16 protein-coding genes are annotated in these 15,137 nt (G+C 58.1%); 4 read left to right on the top strand and 12 right to left on the bottom strand.

Features of this window, described 5'->3' with window-relative positions:
• Nucleotides 1-16: 16 nt before the first annotated feature.
• The gene (hxpB, locus tag ACR809_RS14835) at nucleotides 17-685 is read right to left on the bottom strand and encodes a hexitol phosphatase HxpB (RefSeq protein WP_004140335.1); all 669 of its coding nucleotides are present in this window, start codon (nucleotides 683-685) and stop codon (nucleotides 17-19) included.
• Nucleotides 686-873: 188 nt separating this feature from the next.
• Between hxpB and ACR809_RS14830 the strand changes: the two genes are divergently transcribed.
• Nucleotides 874-1,410 (top strand): YniB family protein, encoded by a 537-nt coding sequence (locus ACR809_RS14830; protein WP_002901627.1) that lies wholly within the window; start codon nucleotides 874-876, stop codon nucleotides 1,408-1,410.
• A 29-nt stretch (nucleotides 1,411-1,439) separates the two neighbouring features.
• Here the strand turns inward: ACR809_RS14830 and yciA are convergent, their stop codons facing one another.
• The 5 genes from yciA to ACR809_RS14805 all read right to left on the bottom strand — a co-directional run bounded on the left by yciA (nucleotide 1,440) and on the right by ACR809_RS14805 (nucleotide 6,170).
• A complete protein-coding gene (yciA, locus tag ACR809_RS14825; RefSeq protein WP_002901629.1) occupies nucleotides 1,440-1,838 on the bottom strand; it encodes an acyl-CoA thioester hydrolase YciA in 399 nt (132 codons plus the stop codon).
• A 99-nt stretch (nucleotides 1,839-1,937) separates the two neighbouring features.
• Nucleotides 1,938-4,121, bottom strand: coding sequence for a TonB-dependent siderophore receptor (locus ACR809_RS14820; protein ID WP_023283572.1), 2,184 nt, complete (start codon nucleotides 4,119-4,121; stop codon nucleotides 1,938-1,940).
• A 272-nt stretch (nucleotides 4,122-4,393) separates the two neighbouring features.
• Entirely contained in the window at nucleotides 4,394-4,933 is a 540-nt protein-coding gene (locus tag ACR809_RS14815) for a septation protein A (RefSeq protein ID WP_002901631.1), read from the bottom strand.
• Nucleotides 4,934-4,987: 54 nt separating this feature from the next.
• A complete protein-coding gene (locus ACR809_RS14810; protein ID WP_002901632.1) occupies nucleotides 4,988-5,731 on the bottom strand; it encodes a YciC family protein in 744 nt (247 codons plus the stop codon).
• Between the two features lie 25 nt (nucleotides 5,732-5,756).
• A complete protein-coding gene (locus ACR809_RS14805) occupies nucleotides 5,757-6,170 on the bottom strand; it encodes a YkgJ family cysteine cluster protein (protein ID WP_122051395.1) in 414 nt (137 codons plus the stop codon).
• 269 nt (nucleotides 6,171-6,439) lie between these two features.
• Between ACR809_RS14805 and ompW the strand changes: the two genes are divergently transcribed.
• The gene (gene ompW, locus ACR809_RS14800; protein WP_002901634.1) at nucleotides 6,440-7,078 is read left to right on the top strand and encodes an outer membrane protein OmpW; all 639 of its coding nucleotides are present in this window, start codon (nucleotides 6,440-6,442) and stop codon (nucleotides 7,076-7,078) included.
• Between the two features lie 84 nt (nucleotides 7,079-7,162).
• Here ompW and ybiX read toward each other — a convergent pair whose 3' ends face one another.
• The 3 genes from ybiX to ACR809_RS14785 form a co-directional block, all read right to left on the bottom strand.
• Nucleotides 7,163-7,840: a PKHD-type hydroxylase YbiX gene (ybiX, locus tag ACR809_RS14795; RefSeq protein WP_004140326.1), complete on the bottom strand. Its 678-nt coding sequence runs from the start codon at nucleotides 7,838-7,840 to the stop codon at nucleotides 7,163-7,165.
• Nucleotides 7,841-7,888: 48 nt separating this feature from the next.
• Nucleotides 7,889-10,174, bottom strand: coding sequence for a catecholate siderophore receptor Fiu (locus tag ACR809_RS14790; RefSeq protein ID WP_004176501.1), 2,286 nt, complete (start codon nucleotides 10,172-10,174; stop codon nucleotides 7,889-7,891).
• A gap of 309 nt (nucleotides 10,175-10,483) precedes the next feature.
• On the bottom strand, nucleotides 10,484-11,191 hold the full coding sequence (locus ACR809_RS14785; protein ID WP_004183694.1) for an SDR family NAD(P)-dependent oxidoreductase: 708 nt from the start codon (nucleotides 11,189-11,191) through the stop codon (nucleotides 10,484-10,486).
• Nucleotides 11,192-11,309: 118 nt separating this feature from the next.
• On the opposite strand from ACR809_RS14785, the gene ACR809_RS14780 reads away from it, so the two are divergent.
• On the top strand, nucleotides 11,310-11,510 hold the full coding sequence (locus tag ACR809_RS14780; protein WP_122051394.1) for a hypothetical protein: 201 nt from the start codon (nucleotides 11,310-11,312) through the stop codon (nucleotides 11,508-11,510).
• Nucleotides 11,511-11,618: 108 nt separating this feature from the next.
• Here the strand turns inward: ACR809_RS14780 and ACR809_RS14775 are convergent, their stop codons facing one another.
• Nucleotides 11,619-12,566 (bottom strand): quinone oxidoreductase family protein, encoded by a 948-nt coding sequence (locus ACR809_RS14775; protein WP_122051393.1) that lies wholly within the window; start codon nucleotides 12,564-12,566, stop codon nucleotides 11,619-11,621.
• A 74-nt stretch (nucleotides 12,567-12,640) separates the two neighbouring features.
• Between ACR809_RS14775 and ACR809_RS14770 the strand changes: the two genes are divergently transcribed.
• Nucleotides 12,641-13,123 carry a MarR family winged helix-turn-helix transcriptional regulator gene (locus ACR809_RS14770; protein ID WP_023279917.1) on the top strand — a complete coding sequence of 161 codons (483 nt, stop codon included), beginning with the start codon at nucleotides 12,641-12,643 and terminating at the stop codon, nucleotides 13,121-13,123.
• A 3-nt stretch (nucleotides 13,124-13,126) separates the two neighbouring features.
• Here ACR809_RS14770 and trpA read toward each other — a convergent pair whose 3' ends face one another.
• Together trpA and trpB are read right to left on the bottom strand one after the other, a co-directional pair.
• Nucleotides 13,127-13,936 carry a tryptophan synthase subunit alpha gene (gene trpA / locus ACR809_RS14765; RefSeq protein ID WP_114271196.1) on the bottom strand — a complete coding sequence of 270 codons (810 nt, stop codon included), beginning with the start codon at nucleotides 13,934-13,936 and terminating at the stop codon, nucleotides 13,127-13,129.
• Nucleotides 13,936-15,129 (bottom strand): tryptophan synthase subunit beta, encoded by a 1,194-nt coding sequence (trpB, locus tag ACR809_RS14760; RefSeq protein WP_002901730.1) that lies wholly within the window; start codon nucleotides 15,127-15,129, stop codon nucleotides 13,936-13,938. The genes trpA and trpB overlap by 1 nt, the downstream gene beginning before the upstream one ends.
• Nucleotides 15,130-15,137 lie beyond the last annotated feature (8 nt).

The following is a 15,137-nucleotide window of genomic DNA, read 5'->3' as shown; positions in this document are numbered from 1 at the left end:
GCACCCGCCAGCGGTCTTAGCCGAGCAAGTTCTCAGCAGTGAGTGCCAGCAGTGACGGAAGCTTGACGTCCGCCAGCGCAAAGCGCGGGTCGCGGCTGTTCTCCGCTTCCGGCACCACGATAGACCGCATGCGCGCGGCTTTGCTGGCGATCATGCCGTTGACCGAATCCTCCAGCGCGACGCAGCGCTGCGGGTCGACTCCCAGGGCAGCGGCGCAGTTGAGGTAGACCTGCGGGTGCGGTTTGCTCCAGGGTAAATGCTCCGCGGAGGCGAGAGCATCAAACTGGTCGCGCAGTTCAAACATATCGAGCACTTTCTCCAGCATCATCAGCGGCGAGGCCGAGGCCAGGCCCACCTTTAAGCCCTGAGCTTTACACAGGGCCACTGCCTCGCGTACGCCCGGCAGCAGCGGGCGTGAGGCTTCCACCAGCTCAATGGCGCGACGAATAATGCGCGCGGTAGCTTCCGCCCGGTCTACGCCGTGCCACGGCTGCTGCGCGTACCACAGATCCACCACCAGGTCGATTCGCAGACCGAGCAGGTCGGGCAGTTCATCGCGGCGACGGGTATCCACTCCCAGGCTCTCCATGACCTCGACCTCCGCCTGATCCCAGAGCGGCTCCGAGTCAATCAGCAACCCGTCCATATCAAATATCGCGGCCTCAATGCGGCGCTTCGCTGACATATGTCCTTCTCCTGTTGCGTAATCAGATAAACGAATCGGCAATCATGGTATATCATACCGCGCATTATTGGGCGAAATTCGCCGTGGCAGATAGACTTATACCCGACATACTCGGGGGAGCGAGGGAAGCCAGCGCCACGCAACAGGCAGCAGGCGAACCACCAACGCGTCTTTAACAAGGGGAACTCATGACGTACCAACAAGCTGGACGCATAGCGGTTATCAAACGCATTTTAGGATGGGTTATCTTTATTCCCGCCGTGCTGTCGACGCTGATTTCTGTGCTCAAATTTATGTATGAGCACAGTGAAAAGAAACCCGGCATTGATGCGGTAATGATGGATTTTGCGCACGTGATGATTGAGATGATGCGCTTTAACACGCCGTTCCTGAACTTTTTCTGGTACAACTCGCCGCTGCCGGATTTTCACCATAGCCTGAACATCGGCTTCTGGATCATCTTCATTCTGGTGTTCGTCGGCATGGCCCTGCAGGCTTCCGGCGCGCGAATGGCGCGGCAGGCGAAATTTCTCCGCGAGGGGATTGAGGATCAGCTGATCCTCGAACAGGCCAAAGGCGCAGATGGGTTAACCCGCGAGCAGCTTGCTGAACGCATTGTGGTACCGCGCCATACTATCCTGGTGCAGTATTTCCCACTGTACGTGCTGCCGGTGATCGTGATTGTCATCGGTTACTTTTTCTTTTCGCTGCTGGGCTTTCTGTAAGTCAGGTGCCCGGCAAGCCGGGCACCTTCTTATTCCGCTGGCAGAGGACGTGGTTTTCCCTGATTATCAACGGCAACGTAGATAAACAGCGCTTCCGTCGCCTTGTAGCGCTGGCCAATCGGTTCTGAAGAAACTTTTTTCACCCACACTTCGATATTGATTGTCACCGAGGTGTTGCCGCGCTTCACGCAGCGGGCGTAGCAGCACACCACGTCGCCAACGGCGACCGGACGTAAAAAGGTCATCCCATCCACCCGCACGGTCACCACGCGACCCTGGGCGATCTCTTTGGCCATAATGGCGCCGCCAATATCCATCTGCGACATCAGCCAGCCGCCAAAAATATCCCCGTTGGCATTGGTATCCGCCGGCATTGCCAGGGTGCGTAAAACCATTTCGCCCTTTGGGGCGAGATCTGTTGTTGTCATGCTCTACTCTGTTGTGGTCAAAGACGATCAGCGGGATGCTACTATGAAAATAGCGCAGTGAGAATAGGGGAATACGCCCGCTGGCGCGGGCGCGGTGGTTCAGAAGGAGAGGGTAACGCCGGCGTAATACGCGCGGCCAGGCTCATTGTAGGTCGAGGCGCCGGCATTTTCGCGATACAGTTGTTTATCAAATAGATTACTTATTCCGGCATTCAGGCGAATATCCCGGTTTAGCTGATACTGAGTACCAATACCCACGATGGAATAGGCGCCAACCTCGGTGGTGGCAAGGGTCCCGGTTTCGTTGCGGATCTCCGCATACTGACGCGGCTTCTGACGGCCATAAAGCGTCCAGTTCACATTCGCAGACAGGGCGTCGTTTACCTGCCAGTCGAGCATCGTGTTAACGGTATATTTCGGGATAACCGACAGCGGGTTGCCAGTCTCTTTACTTTCAGATTTGAGCATCCAGGTGGCATTGGTCCGCCAGCTGAGGACATCTCTCAGCACCGGGATCAGCAGATTTCCTTCCAGCCCCTCGACCACGGCTTTGCCGCCGTTCTGCCATTGCAAAATATTATTGCCGCTGGAGGTATAGCCCAGTACCTCTGTTCCGGAGACGATTTTGTTTTTGTAATCGTTGCGAAACCAGGTGACTCCGGCAGCGTAACCATTAAGGTTAAATTCGATACCGATCTCTTTGTTGATACTGATCTCCGGGTCGAGGTCAGGGTTACCCAGCAGGTAGCAGCTGCCTTCAGCGATCGTGTTTGGACAACCGTTGCCGCGGGTGGAGAGCAAATAGCCTTTACTGGATTGATAGAGGTTTGGCGCTTTAAACACGCGCGCGATACCGGCCTTCAGCGTGACCATATCGCCGAGCTCCTGGGACAGATTGAGGCTGGGGCTCCAGTTACTGCCAAACTGATTATGATAATCGAAGCGAATGCCGGGGATCAGGTTGGTGCCGGGCACGGCTTCGATATTATCTTCCAGATAGATACCGGTGAGGGTGGCGCTGTTTTTGGTACTGCGTTGCGTAGGGTCGCCCGAGGTCCCAGGGATAGTCTCGCCGTTGCTGTTAGTGGCCTGCATCGATGCCGGGTCGTCGAGCTGATCATGGTTCCATTCCATTCCCAGCGTCAGCGTCTGGTCCGCCAGCCAGAAGAAAGGCACATTGAATTCCGAGGTAGTACGCCAGGATTCCAGACGGCTGGTGGCATAATCTTCACTGTTGATCATGCCTTCGACGCGGCCGGTAGAGCCTTCCTGCAGGCGGGTATTGTTGGTTTTCTCGTAGTAAACACCGGCTTTGGACTGGCCCCAATCCCATAGACCGTTGTAGGTCAGTCCCCAGGACTGGCGATAGAGGCGATTAGTTTCGTGGCCGTACAGGGAGTCCACCAGCCCGTTCGGGCTAAGATTGCCGTTGCTGTACTGGGTATCACCCGCATAGATATTCCCCTGACGGCTATAGGCGTAGCTGAAATCGAGGATCTGTTGCGGGGTCATTTTCCATGACAGTAGCGCGTTAATGTCTTTATTGCGGACCCCTTCGCGCCCCGCAGCGTAAGAGCCGTTTTGCGCATGGTTAATATCCCAGGCGTCGGGTTCCGTTTTATTGATATTGCCATACAGGCGCATCGTCAGCGCCTCGCCGGCCAGTGGGCCGCTGAGATTGAAGTTAGCGCGATTGGTCGTGCCTTCTTTGTTGTTTTCCGGCTGGTTGGTGAAGAAAGACAGCGAACCGTGCCAGGTGTTGGTCGGACGTTTGGTAATGATATTGACCACTCCGCCCGCCGCGCCGGAACCATAGCGCGCGGCTGCCGGACCGCGGAGAACTTCAATCCGTTCGACCATTTCGGCAGGTACCCAGTTGCTGTCGCCCCGGGTATCGCGTTCGCCGCGCCAGCTATAGCGAACCGCGTTACGTGACGTGACCGGTACCCCATCTATCAGGATCAGGGTGTTCTCCGGCCCCATGCCGCGGATGTCAATCTGGCGGTTGTTGCCCCGACTGCCGCTGGCGCTGTTGCCGGTCAAGTTCACCCCGGGCATTTTACGGATGATGTCTGAGAGATCGTTGACCGGCGGCTGCTTAGCAATATCCTCAGCCGTGATAATCGACACCCCGGGCTGTTGCTTAAGCGCCTCTTCCGCCGTACTGCGCACAATCATCGTTTCGGTATCTTGTTCTGATTCTTCAGCAAAGGCGTTAGGGGCGAGGAGACTGGATATGACCAGCGCCAGGGTCGTGGGCACAGAATATTGCGGCGATCTCATGTAAATATCCTTTTCAAAACAATGCAAAATGAGATCGAGAATATTAATGATAACAATTATCATTACAATGTAACGAGATGAATCTCCATAAAATCCTCACAATTACCGCAACTTTTTATGCAGTTGAGAGAAATCGTGAAGAGAGCCTACACAGTGTGGCCGGGAAGCTGTCAGCGTATGCGCTGAGGTTGTGTGGTTGCAGGGAATGTTTGCCAGTGCAGTAAGCTTATAGGGGGGCGAGCGCGGCGCGCGATGGCGCGCCGGCGGAGGGGTTAGTGGTGGTCGTCCTGCGGCATATGACGGTAGATGTAGATCCCGCTCAGCAAGGTAAAGACCAGCGTGAGGGCGGTTAAACCAAAGACCTTAAAGTTTACCCAGATATTCTGCGGCAGCCAGAAGGCGATATAGATATTGGCCAGCCCGCAGAGAATAAAGAACACCGCCCAGGCCAGGTTAAGTCGCGACCAGACCTGCTGCGGCAGGCTCAGCTCTTTACCCAGCATGCGCTGGATCAGCGGCTTTTTCATCACCCACTGGCTGAACAGCAGCGCGCCGGCGAACAGGGCATAGATCACCGTCACCTTCCATTTAATAAACTCATCATTATGGAAGAAGATGGTTAACCCGCCGAAGACGGCCACCAGCACGAAGGTGATCAGCGCCATTTTTTCCACTTTCCGGTAGCGCACCCAGCTGTAGATCAGCACGACGGCGGTCGCCACAATCAGCGCCGTGGTGGCGGCGTAGATATCGTAAAGCTTATAAAAGGCAAAGAAGACCACCAGCGGTAAAAAATCCAGAAACTGCTTCATACATCGATCCCGTCTTTCAGGACGGACCGGGGAAGGCCCCGGTCCTGGTTAAAATTAGCTGCGGATAAGCATATACACGCGGAATAAATAGATCAGCAACAGGGCGGAAATCAGGTTGCTGATGGTATTAATCACCACCGCGCCGACGTTTGGCGTCAGGGCGGCAAAGCTGGAAGCAAACAGTAACAGCAGGGTTTTCGCCACCAGCCAACCGATAATAGCCGGCGCCACCAGCCGCAGATTGGCCCACGCCAGGCGCATGCTGCTGCGCATGGCGCCGAGGATGCCCATTTTGTCCTGTACCAGCATGATCGGCGCAAAGGCCAGCACGATGGCCAGCAGCACGCCGGGCACCAGCACCAGCATCATCCCCATCTGCACCAGGAAGGTGGTGAACAGGATCAGCAGCAGCAGCTTGGGCAGCACCGGCGCCGAGGCGCCGATGGCGCGCAGGGCGCTAACGCGATGACCGGCGGAGACCAGCTGGATCAGCAGCAGGACGCCGCCGACGAGGATCGCATTACCTACCAGACCCGAGAAGGTTGATGCCGCCGAGGCGCGCAGCAGAACCTGCTGCTGCTCCGGCGTCATGTTCTGCACCAGCTCGAACAGCCCGGCGCTACCGGCGAGGTTATCGCCTTCGCTGAGTATCGACAGCTGCTCGTCGCTGGGTGAAAAGGCATGGCCAAGTACTACCGTAATAAACGCGCACAACAGCGCAATCAGTAAAATAGTAATGAACTGATTACGAAAAAAATTCCCGGTGTCACGGTAGACGGACTTCGCCGTGATAGACATGCATTCTCCTTGAGTGTCGCAGGTGTTAACTAGCCGGCGATTGTACCGCAAATCGTTCCGTCGTAGCACTCTCTGCGCCGGTCAGGGCAGGTATATCTTTGTAAAGAGGCCGCAATGGTGGCAGGCCGTAGCGCGCCCGCGCCCGGTTGCAGGCATCGTTTTCCTCGCCATTTTCCCCGGACATGGCGAATTCGCGACACGGCGAAGTCCGGTTTTCATAAATAGTGCAGTGAACGGCGTCGCCGATATCGCCAGACAGGGCCGCGCAGCGGCTCTGGCGCTGATTGGTGCCGCTCATGCAGCGCAGGAAAGGGGTCAGCGGTTCGGTCAGCGCGGAGGGCACCAGGCCGCCCGCATCGTCGGCTTCCGCCCAGTAGAAAGAGACTCGAAAATACGCACAACAGGCACCGCACGTCATGCACGGGTTGATTTCACTCATAATTACACCTGAAAAAAACGCATCAACACAGATTGTCGGCAGTTAACTTATCCAGCCGCCTCAGCGACGGCAAGAGGGGCAGAAATAAATTTTTGCGCGAAAAGTGAAAATTGATGTGCGAACAATTCAAGGCATTGCGATCGGTAGCAAAAATTAATCTGGATCAATAAATGTTAAATCTGAGGACTTAGTGTGATCTAAAACAGATCAAACGTAACTCGTTATAGGTATATTTGGCCGCGCTGAAAAACCATAATGAGGAAGTGGATATGAAGAAGTTAGCAGCGGCGGCATTGATTCTTGGCACGCTTTCTACCGGCAGCGTCTGGGCGCATGAAGCGGGTGAGTTTTTCATTCGTGCCGGGACCGCCACCGTCCGACCGACGGAGGGCTCTGACAATGTGTTAGGCAGCCTTGGCAGTTTCAACGTCAGTAACAATACCCAGCTGGGTTTAACCTTTACCTATATGGCGACCGATAACATTGGCGTGGAGTTGCTTGCCGCGACGCCGTTCCGCCATAAGGTCGGCACCGGGCCAACCGGGACTATCGCCACCGTCCATCAGCTGCCGCCCACCCTGATGGCGCAGTGGTACTTTGGCGATGCGCAAAGCAAGGTGCGCCCGTACGTGGGGGCCGGTATCAACTACACCACCTTCTTTAATGAAGACTTTAACGATACCGGCAAGGCGGCCGGGCTTTCCGATCTGAGCCTGAAGGACTCCTGGGGCGCGGCGGGGCAGGTCGGCCTAGATTATCTGATTAACCGCGACTGGCTGCTGAATATGTCGGTGTGGTACATGGATATCGATACCGATGTGAAATTCAAAGCCGGCGGCGTGGACCAGAAAGTCAGCACCCGTCTGGATCCGTGGGTGTTTATGTTCTCCGCAGGCTATCGGTTCTAAATTCTTCTGTAAACTGGCCAACGGATGGCCAGTTCATTGTCTCGTCACACCTGTCTGCCGCAAGCCTCTGTCATCAACAGCGGATCACACTTCCGTCCACTGGCGCAGCAGGTTGTGATACATGTTGAGCAGGGAGAGGACCTCTTCTCCGTCGCCAAAGCGGGCCTTCAGAGACTGGATGGTGCGGTCCAGGTCGTAAAGCATCGCACGCTGCTTATCGTCGCGGACCATCGACTGGATCCACAGGAAAGAGGCCTGGCGGACGCCGCGGGTGACCGGGGTGACGCAGTGCAGGCTGCTGGCGGGATAGAGCACCAGATGCCCGGCCGGGAGCTTCACCCGATGTTGGCCATAGGTGTCTTCAATCACCAGTTCGCCACCCTCATAGCTCTCCGGATCGCATAGGAACAGCGTCGCTGACAGATCAGTGCGCATCCAGCCCGCCTCGCCGTTCTGGCGAACGGCGCCATCGACGTGAAAACCATAGGTCTCCCCTGGCCCATAGCGGTTAAACAACGGCGCGGAAATCGTCCGCGGCAGCGCGGCGGAAAAAAACTGCGGATGGCCGCGCAGCATATCGAGCACAGCGGCCTGCAGGCGGGCATACAGCGGCGTTCGGGTATCGATCTGCTGGTTCTGTTTGACGGCCGCCCCCTGGCTACCCACCGTAACCCGCCCGTCGACCCACTCGGCCTGCGCCAGCTGCCGGGTAAATTCCGCCACCTGGTCTGTCGATAGCACGTCAGGAATGTGATACATCATCGCGGTGTTCTCTCTAAAAGGTGGGGCGCAACGGCCCCACGCGCAGACTCAGAAATGGACGTTCGCCGTCAGCATAAAGGTCCGGGGTTCGCCCGGATGATAGCGATAGCCGCTCTTGTTGATGGAGGCCACGTAATCGGTATCAAACAGGTTATACATATTGAGCTGCAGATCGAGGTTGCTGTTGACCCGATAGCCCAGTTTGGCGTCGGCAACCCAGTAGCCCTCGGTGTGATCCGGGGTACCGACTGCACCATCGCTGCCCCGGCGCAGGCTTCCGACATAGCGCACACCGCCGCCGACGGACAGATCGCTGGTGGCCTGATACTGCGTCCACAGCGTAAAGGCATGTTTCGGGGTGTAGGCCAGGGCGGAAGATCCATCCTGTGCAACGTTCTGTCCCTCCGTCACTGTCGCATGCTGCTGAGTGTAGCCGGCGATAATCGTCCAGTCCGGGGTCAGGTTTCCGGTCGCGGAGAGTTCATACCCCTCCACGCGCTTTTTGCCGTACTGCGACCAGGTTCCGTCATCGTTGGCGGCCACTTCGTTTTCAATATCGGTGCGGAATAACGCCGCGCTGAGCAACAGACGGTTGTCGAAGATTTGCCACTTGGTGCCCAGCTCGCTGGATTTCGCCTTCTGCGGCTTAAAGTCGGTCCGGTTAGCGCTGTTGCCGCTGCCGCTGGCGGCCAGGGCGAAGCTGCTGCCTCCCGGCGGCTGCTGTGAGATGGCGTAGTTGACGTAGACATTGCCCTGCTCGGTTAAGCGGTACAGCGCCCCGGCTTTCCAGTTAACCAGATTGCCGGATTTAGCGGTATCGACAGTGGTGACCGGGCTGCCGGTCGACTGTCCGGGCGGGCAGGCGATAGCCCCGCGTCCGCTGCCGCCGCAGGCGGTGGCGCTGTCATATTTGGTATGGTAATTGTCGAGACGCAGCCCGCCGTTGATCTCAATCCGCTCGGTCAGCGTCAGCGTATCGAAGGCATAAATCCCGAAGGTATCGGTCTGGCCGTTGGCGTTCGCCCCGTTTCTGTCCAGCCCGCCAATCGACAGGTTGCTCACCGGATGGTAGAGATTCACCGCCGGCGCGGTCCTGGCGTTAACGCCATAGTTGGTCTGGTTTTCCCGGGTAAACTCCACGCCGGCGCTGACGTCATGGCCTATCGAGCCAGTATTGAAAGTCGAGGTGATATTGGTCTGGTTGGTCAGAATGCGGTTGCTGACATCTTTGGTATTAACCAGACGCGACCAGCTCCAGGTGTTGACGTCATTGATATCGGGGGCGGTGATATTGTTCGCGCCGCCCATCACCGCGGTCAAAAGATACTCCTGTTTCACTCGCGACCAGCGGGTGGTATTGCGCACGGTGGTATTCTCCGTCAGATCGTGTTCGAAGCGCAGGGTACCGCTGTCGGTAGTAGATTTATCGTAATCGGAGTCGGTGCCATAGAAATTGCTGGTATCGACCTTCCCGGCGGAGTTGAGTGCGGCATACTTCGGCGAAGGCGCCGAATAGCCCGGCAGGCCGACGGTAGGGATCCCGCCATCCGGGGTGTTGTTCTGCCGGACGTGCAGATAGTTCAGATACAGACGAGTTGGGGTATCAAGGCCGAAGGCCAGCGACGGTGCGATGCCATAGCGTTCGTTTTCAATGCGGTCCCGACCAGCGTCATGGGTTTTTTCCCCCATCAGGTTCAGACGGAACGCAGCGTTGTCGCTAAACGCCTGGTTCAGGTCGAGAGTGCCCCGGCGCGACCAGGCGCTGCCGATGCTGGCCGAGCCGTCGATCCCGGAGTCAAGGCGCGGCTGCTTGCTGATCATATTGATCGAGCCGGAGGGCGCGCTGCGGCCATAGTCCGTGCCGGCGGGCCCTTTGATGACTTCCACCTGCTGGGTATTGAAGGTATCGCGCGTCACGCTGCCGATGTCGCGAATGCCGTCCACATAGATGCTGTTAGAGGTATCCACGCCGCGCATAAAGATGGCATCCCCGGTGGTTGAGCTGCCATTCTCCCCGGCATAAAACGCCCCCACGCCGGGAACGTTTTTGAGGGCGTCAGTCAGGTTGGTGACGCCCTGATCTTTAATCACCTGTTCCGGGATCACGGTGATGGTGCGGGTGGTATCGACCAGCGGTTTATTGAACTTGGGATCGGCGGAAGCGCCGGGGGAGTATAGTGAAGGCGGAGCGGCTTCCACTACCAGCGTCTCTTCACTATTTTTGACCGAATTTTCCGCTGCGATGCCTGCTGCCGGCGAGGCTCCCAGACACAGACCTGTAAACAATGCCAATGAGTTGAAACTGCCGAAAGGCAGAGAAGCGTTTTTTTCCATGATAAATGCAGGCTTATTTTTTGTTATGAGCACATATCACACCGCGCAAAAGCGACGTTATTCGTCGTCTGGCTTGCGCTGACCCGGTGTGATTCTATAAATGATAAAAAGAATAGTTATCATTTGCCTTAATATTTACATAGAAAAGTTGACCTTAAAACAACTTTCTTCACTTCGATTTACATAATTCACATTTTTTGAACGATAATGCGGGAATATAGGGAAGGTGCTGCAGAATAAGGTCGGTAGCAAGCCGCGCCGGGCGGGGTTAACTTCCGGGCGGCCATATGATGGTTGTTCCGGCACGGATTACCAGGGCACGGTACGGCCCTGGTAATCGAGATACTCCAGTCCCGGACGTTGCCGTTTGTCGAGCAGGACGTTCACCAGGCGTGGGATCGTCTCTTCGATGGTCAGCGGGGCATCTGCCCCGCCGAGCTCGGTGCGGATCCATCCCGGGGCCATCACCACCAGCGGATGGGAGGCCGAGGAGGGGCGAGCGGCGAAGCTGCGCATGAACATATTCAGCGCAGCTTTACTCCCGCGATAGAGTTCCCGCTGGCCGGTAAGGTTATTGGTCAGACTCCCCTGGCCGGAGGACATCACGCCGAGCAGCCCCTGCGGTTTAACCGCCTGCTGCAGGCGCTCGATAACCCGCATCGGCGCCAGGGCGTTTGTGAGCATCACCTGGTAAAACTCCTCGGTGGAGACGTCGCCAATGGTCTGCGATGGGTCACGATTGGTGGTACCGGCGTTGACAAACAGCATATCGAGGCTTGCCGGGGGAAGCGTCGCCTGCAGCGCGGCCAGCTGGGCTTCATCGCGGATGTCGAGCGTCGCCAGGCGTAGCCGCAGGGGATGCGTCTTGGCCAGGTCGTGGAGCGGCGTGTGGGATGATAAATCGCGCACGGTGCCGATGACCTCCCAGCCGTGCTGCAGGAACGTCGCCGCCATAGCATGGCCAAGGCCGCGCGAGGCGCCGACGATGAGGATAGTGTTGTGCTGATCGGATTTCATGATGTTTCTCGCTGCAGAAAGGAGGTCTTCACTATAATCAGGCCCGAGATCGGGCGGAAGACGCCGCCAGTGCACTCATATCTTGCAGCAAACGCCCTGTCTGGCGACTGGAGCGATAATGAACGATCCCGATTTTAATTTGCTGGCGGCCCTCGATCCGCTGCCGGTCAGTACCGAGGTGATTACGGTTTCGCAGGCGTGGCATCCGCGTCTGGAGCAGGCCCCGGCCACCGCTGACTGCGGCAGCGGGTGCGTGAGGTGTGTCGCGAGTAAAAAAAAGCCCGCACAAGTGCGGGCAAAAATACTGGAAGCAATGTGAGCAATGTCGTACTGAATACCCGAGTGATTTACTCAACTATTCAGTGATGAGAAAGATAATATTTCTCATTTAAGATATCAACCCCATCTTTTGTGCGGAAGCGATTTTTTATCCGAGGGTGAAAACCGTGCGCTTTTGGCTGTCGTCCTGCGGCCAGGCCGCCGCGATCTCCTGCAGTGGCCGCGGGGGGGTGGCGATGGTCAATTTCCCCGGCACCGCCGCCTGCAGCATTTCACCGGTCGCCGCCAGCAGTTGCGATACCGACAGGCTACCGATCCCGCTGCCCATCAGCAGGAGCGGGGCGGAACGCAGCACTGCGCCATTTAACGCGATATCGGCGCCAGCCAGGGAACCCACCTGCACATAGCGCACCGGACTGCCGGCAGGGGTATATTTCGCCAGTGCCGGCAATAATAATTCCGCGCTGTGTCCCCACAGGTAATCGATGACCACATCGATCTGCGCGGCGCTGACCGCTGAAAATTGCCCGCTCAAGGTTTTATCATCAGCGGTTAACTGAATACACTCATCGGCGTCCAGCGCCGCGAGCGACTGCGCATTGCGCCCGGTTGCAATGATTTTTTTCGCCCCCAGATAGCGGGCAATCTGCACCGCCAACTGACCGGCGCTGCCGGTGGCGCCGTTAATCAGCACCGTTTCGCCGGCCTGAAGCTGGGCGCGTGTCACCAGCGATGCCCACGCGGACATACCGGGGTTGGCCATCGCCGCCGCCTGGATATCATCCAGCGCATCCGGCAGCGGCAGACAATTCTGCAGGGCGACCGGCGCCCGCTGCGCCATACTGCCGAAGGGGGCGGTGGGGAAGGCGAAGTAGACGCGCTGGCCCTGAGGTGTGGTGCCGACGCCATCGATACCGGGCACAAAGGGCAGATTGCCGTCGAAGCTGTAATGGCGTCCGGATGCGCGGGCCTTAACCACATGGCTCAGCGCGGCGGCGCGGACGTCAATGAGCGTCTGGCCGGGCGCGGGCTGCGGGTTGATAAAATCGGCCCAAACCGGGCCTTCTGCGAGATCAAAAACCACGGCTGCTTTCATAAATTATCTCCTGTCGGGAATTATGTGTAAAATACACATATTGTTTTACAGCACTATACGCGGAAAATTAATACATGCAAGATGCACATAATGACTACGACATTACCGACTTTCACGGCGCGCTGCTGGATATCATCAGCGTAATGAACCAGCCGCTGCGCGATGAGCAGATCCTGCAGGCGGCCGGCGTCCAGCTGGAACAGATGCTGTTTCCGCTGCTTGTGGCGGTAGGGCGCCATGGCCCGGTGGGGGTGGTTGAACTGGCGGATCATTTAGGGCGCGATTACACCACCGTCAGCCGCCAGGTGAAAAAACTGGAAGCCCAGGGACTCGCCTGTAAGCAACCGAACCGTCATGATCGACGGATCAGCGAAGTGACGCTTAGCGCCAGCGGACAACAGATGATCGACAGTATTGCGGTAGCGCGGCGGCGGTTAATGAATCAGGTGCTGGCGCAGTGGCCGGAAGATGAAGTGCAGGCGCTGTTTCGCTTAACGCGCAAATACGCCGACAGTTTGCAGAAATCATCGCCGCCTGGCGCGATGCCAGGCGGCTGATGGTCAGGCGGTTTTGGTCGCTGCCTTCAGGCTCTGGACGAAGGCTTTCAGCTCGTCGAGCATGGTCTGCTGCTCATCGAGGTGGCGTTCGATGATTTTGACGATGGCGGAACCGGAGATAGCCCCGGCGGCTCCGGCGTCAATGGCGGCGCTCACCTGCTCCGGCGCGGAGATACCAAAGCCCTGCAGCGGCGGCGCGGCGTGATATTCCGCCAGCTTCTCCACCAGGTGGTGCAGCGGAAGCGCGGCGCGATTTTCCGCACCCGTCACTCCGGCGCGCGACAGCAGATAGGTGTAGCCGCGGCCATAAGAGGCAATCTGGCGCAGTAAATCGTCATCCGCATTGGGCGGGCAGATGAAAATCGGCGCGATGTTATGGCGCATCGCCGCCTGGCGGAACGGGGCGGACTCTTCCACCGGCACGTCGGCCACCAGCACCGAGTCGACGCCGACGCGGGCGCACTGGGCATAGAACGCATCGATGCCCGGGCTGAAGACGAGGTTGGCATACATCAGCAGGCCGATTGGGATGGTCGGATGCTTCTGGCGGATCGCCGCCAGCATCTCAAAGCACTGCGCCGGGGTCACTCCCGCGGCGAAGGCGCGCAGGGCCGCGCCCTGGATGGTCGGGCCGTCCGCCAGCGGGTCGGAGAAAGGGATCCCCAGTTCAAGGGCATCGGCGCCGCCTTCGATCAGCGCATCGATAATTTTCAGCGACTGCTCCGGTCCCGGATCGCCAAGGGTGACAAAGGGGACGAAGGCGCCTTCCTGGCGATTTTTCAGTTGGGCAAACAGCGTCTCATAGCGTTCCATCAGATTTCCCCTCGCGCTTTCAGGATGTCATGTACGGTGAAAATGTCTTTGTCGCCGCGGCCGGAGAGATTAACCACCAGCAGCTGCTCTTTTTCCGGGTTCTCGCGCATCATCTTCAGCGCGTGGGCCAGAGCGTGAGAGGACTCCAGCGCCGGGATAATCCCTTCGTGGCGGGAAAGCGCTTTAAACGCGTCCAGCGCTTCGTCGTCGGTGATCGACACATAGTCAGCGCGACCGGTGCTGTTCAGAAACGCGTGCTGCGGCCCAACGGACGGGAAGTCCAGCCCGGCGGAAATGGAGTAAGACTCTTCGATCTGGCCGTCGGCGGTCTGCATCATCGGCGACTTCATACCGAAGTAGATCCCAACGCGGCCATGCTTCAGCGGCGCGCCGTGCTCGCCGCTCTCGATACCGTGTCCGGCGGGCTCCACGCCGATCAGGCCGACGTTGGTTTCCTCGATAAAATCAGCGAACATGCCGATGGCGTTTGATCCGCCGCCGACGCAGGCGATCACCGCGTCCGGCAGGCGGCCCTCTTTTTCAAGGATCTGCGCTTTGGTCTCTTCGCCAATCATGCGCTGGAATTCACGCACAATCGTCGGGAACGGGTGCGGACCGGCGGCGGTGCCCAGCATATAGTGCGCCTTTTCGTAGCTGCCGGACCAGTCGCGCAGCGCCTCGTTACAGGCATCTTTCAGCGTGGCGGAGCCGCTGTGCACCGGGATCACCTCGGCGCCCATCAGGCGCATACGGAACACGTTCGGCGACTGGCGCTCGACGTCCTTGGCGCCCATGTAGATACGGCATTTCAGGCCGAGCAGGGCGCTGGCCAGCGCTGAGGCGACGCCGTGCTGGCCGGCGCCGGTCTCGGCGATAATTTCTGTTTTACCCATCCGTTTGGCCAGCAGGGCCTGGCCCAGCACCTGGTTGGTTTTGTGCGCGCCGCCGTGCAGCAGATCTTCGCGTTTCAGGTACAGGGTGGTGCGGGTGCCTTCGGTCAGATTCCGGCATTTGGTCAGGGCCGTCGGACGACCGGCGTAGTTTTTCAGCAGGTCGGTGAATTCCGCCTGAAAGGCCGGGTCCTTCTGCGCGCTGACAAAGGCTTCTTCCAGCTGGCGCAGGGCGGGCATCAGGATCTGCGGCACATACATGCCGCCGAATTCGCCGAAGTAGGGGTTCAGTAAAGTGCTCATTATTGCTC

Source organism: Klebsiella sp. CD33 (genome assembly GCF_051992865.1).
Taxonomy (GTDB): domain Bacteria; phylum Pseudomonadota; class Gammaproteobacteria; order Enterobacterales; family Enterobacteriaceae; genus Klebsiella; species Klebsiella pneumoniae.
This window is presented reverse-complemented; position numbering and strand designations above follow the sequence as displayed.

Bases quoted from the DNA above. Each gene is read 5' to 3' on its own strand.
- ACR809_RS14785 (WP_004183694.1), bottom strand. From the start codon at position 11,191: ATGAAATCCGATCAGCACAACACTATCCTCATCGTCGGCGCCTCGCGC.
- ompW (WP_002901634.1), top strand. From the start codon at position 6,440: ATGAAGAAGTTAGCAGCGGCGGCATTGATTCTTGGCACGCTTTCTACC.
- ybiX (WP_004140326.1), bottom strand. From the start codon at position 7,840: ATGATGTATCACATTCCTGACGTGCTATCGACAGACCAGGTGGCGGAA.
- trpA (WP_114271196.1), bottom strand. From the start codon at position 13,936: ATGGAACGCTATGAGACGCTGTTTGCCCAACTGAAAAATCGCCAGGAA.
- ACR809_RS14770 (WP_023279917.1), top strand. From the start codon at position 12,641: ATGCAAGATGCACATAATGACTACGACATTACCGACTTTCACGGCGCG.
- hxpB (WP_004140335.1), bottom strand. From the start codon at position 685: ATGTCAGCGAAGCGCCGCATTGAGGCCGCGATATTTGATATGGACGGG.
- ACR809_RS14790 (WP_004176501.1), bottom strand. From the start codon at position 10,174: ATGGAAAAAAACGCTTCTCTGCCTTTCGGCAGTTTCAACTCATTGGCA.
- ACR809_RS14815 (WP_002901631.1), bottom strand. From the start codon at position 4,933: ATGAAGCAGTTTCTGGATTTTTTACCGCTGGTGGTCTTCTTTGCCTTT.
- trpB (WP_002901730.1), bottom strand. From the start codon at position 15,129: ATGAGCACTTTACTGAACCCCTACTTCGGCGAATTCGGCGGCATGTAT.
- ACR809_RS14775 (WP_122051393.1), bottom strand. From the start codon at position 12,566: ATGAAAGCAGCCGTGGTTTTTGATCTCGCAGAAGGCCCGGTTTGGGCC.
- yciA (WP_002901629.1), bottom strand. From the start codon at position 1,838: ATGACAACAACAGATCTCGCCCCAAAGGGCGAAATGGTTTTACGCACC.
- ACR809_RS14830 (WP_002901627.1), top strand. From the start codon at position 874: ATGACGTACCAACAAGCTGGACGCATAGCGGTTATCAAACGCATTTTA.
- ACR809_RS14820 (WP_023283572.1), bottom strand. From the start codon at position 4,121: ATGAGATCGCCGCAATATTCTGTGCCCACGACCCTGGCGCTGGTCATA.
- ACR809_RS14810 (WP_002901632.1), bottom strand. From the start codon at position 5,731: ATGTCTATCACGGCGAAGTCCGTCTACCGTGACACCGGGAATTTTTTT.
- ACR809_RS14780 (WP_122051394.1), top strand. From the start codon at position 11,310: ATGAACGATCCCGATTTTAATTTGCTGGCGGCCCTCGATCCGCTGCCG.
- ACR809_RS14805 (WP_122051395.1), bottom strand. From the start codon at position 6,170: ATGAGTGAAATCAACCCGTGCATGACGTGCGGTGCCTGTTGTGCGTAT.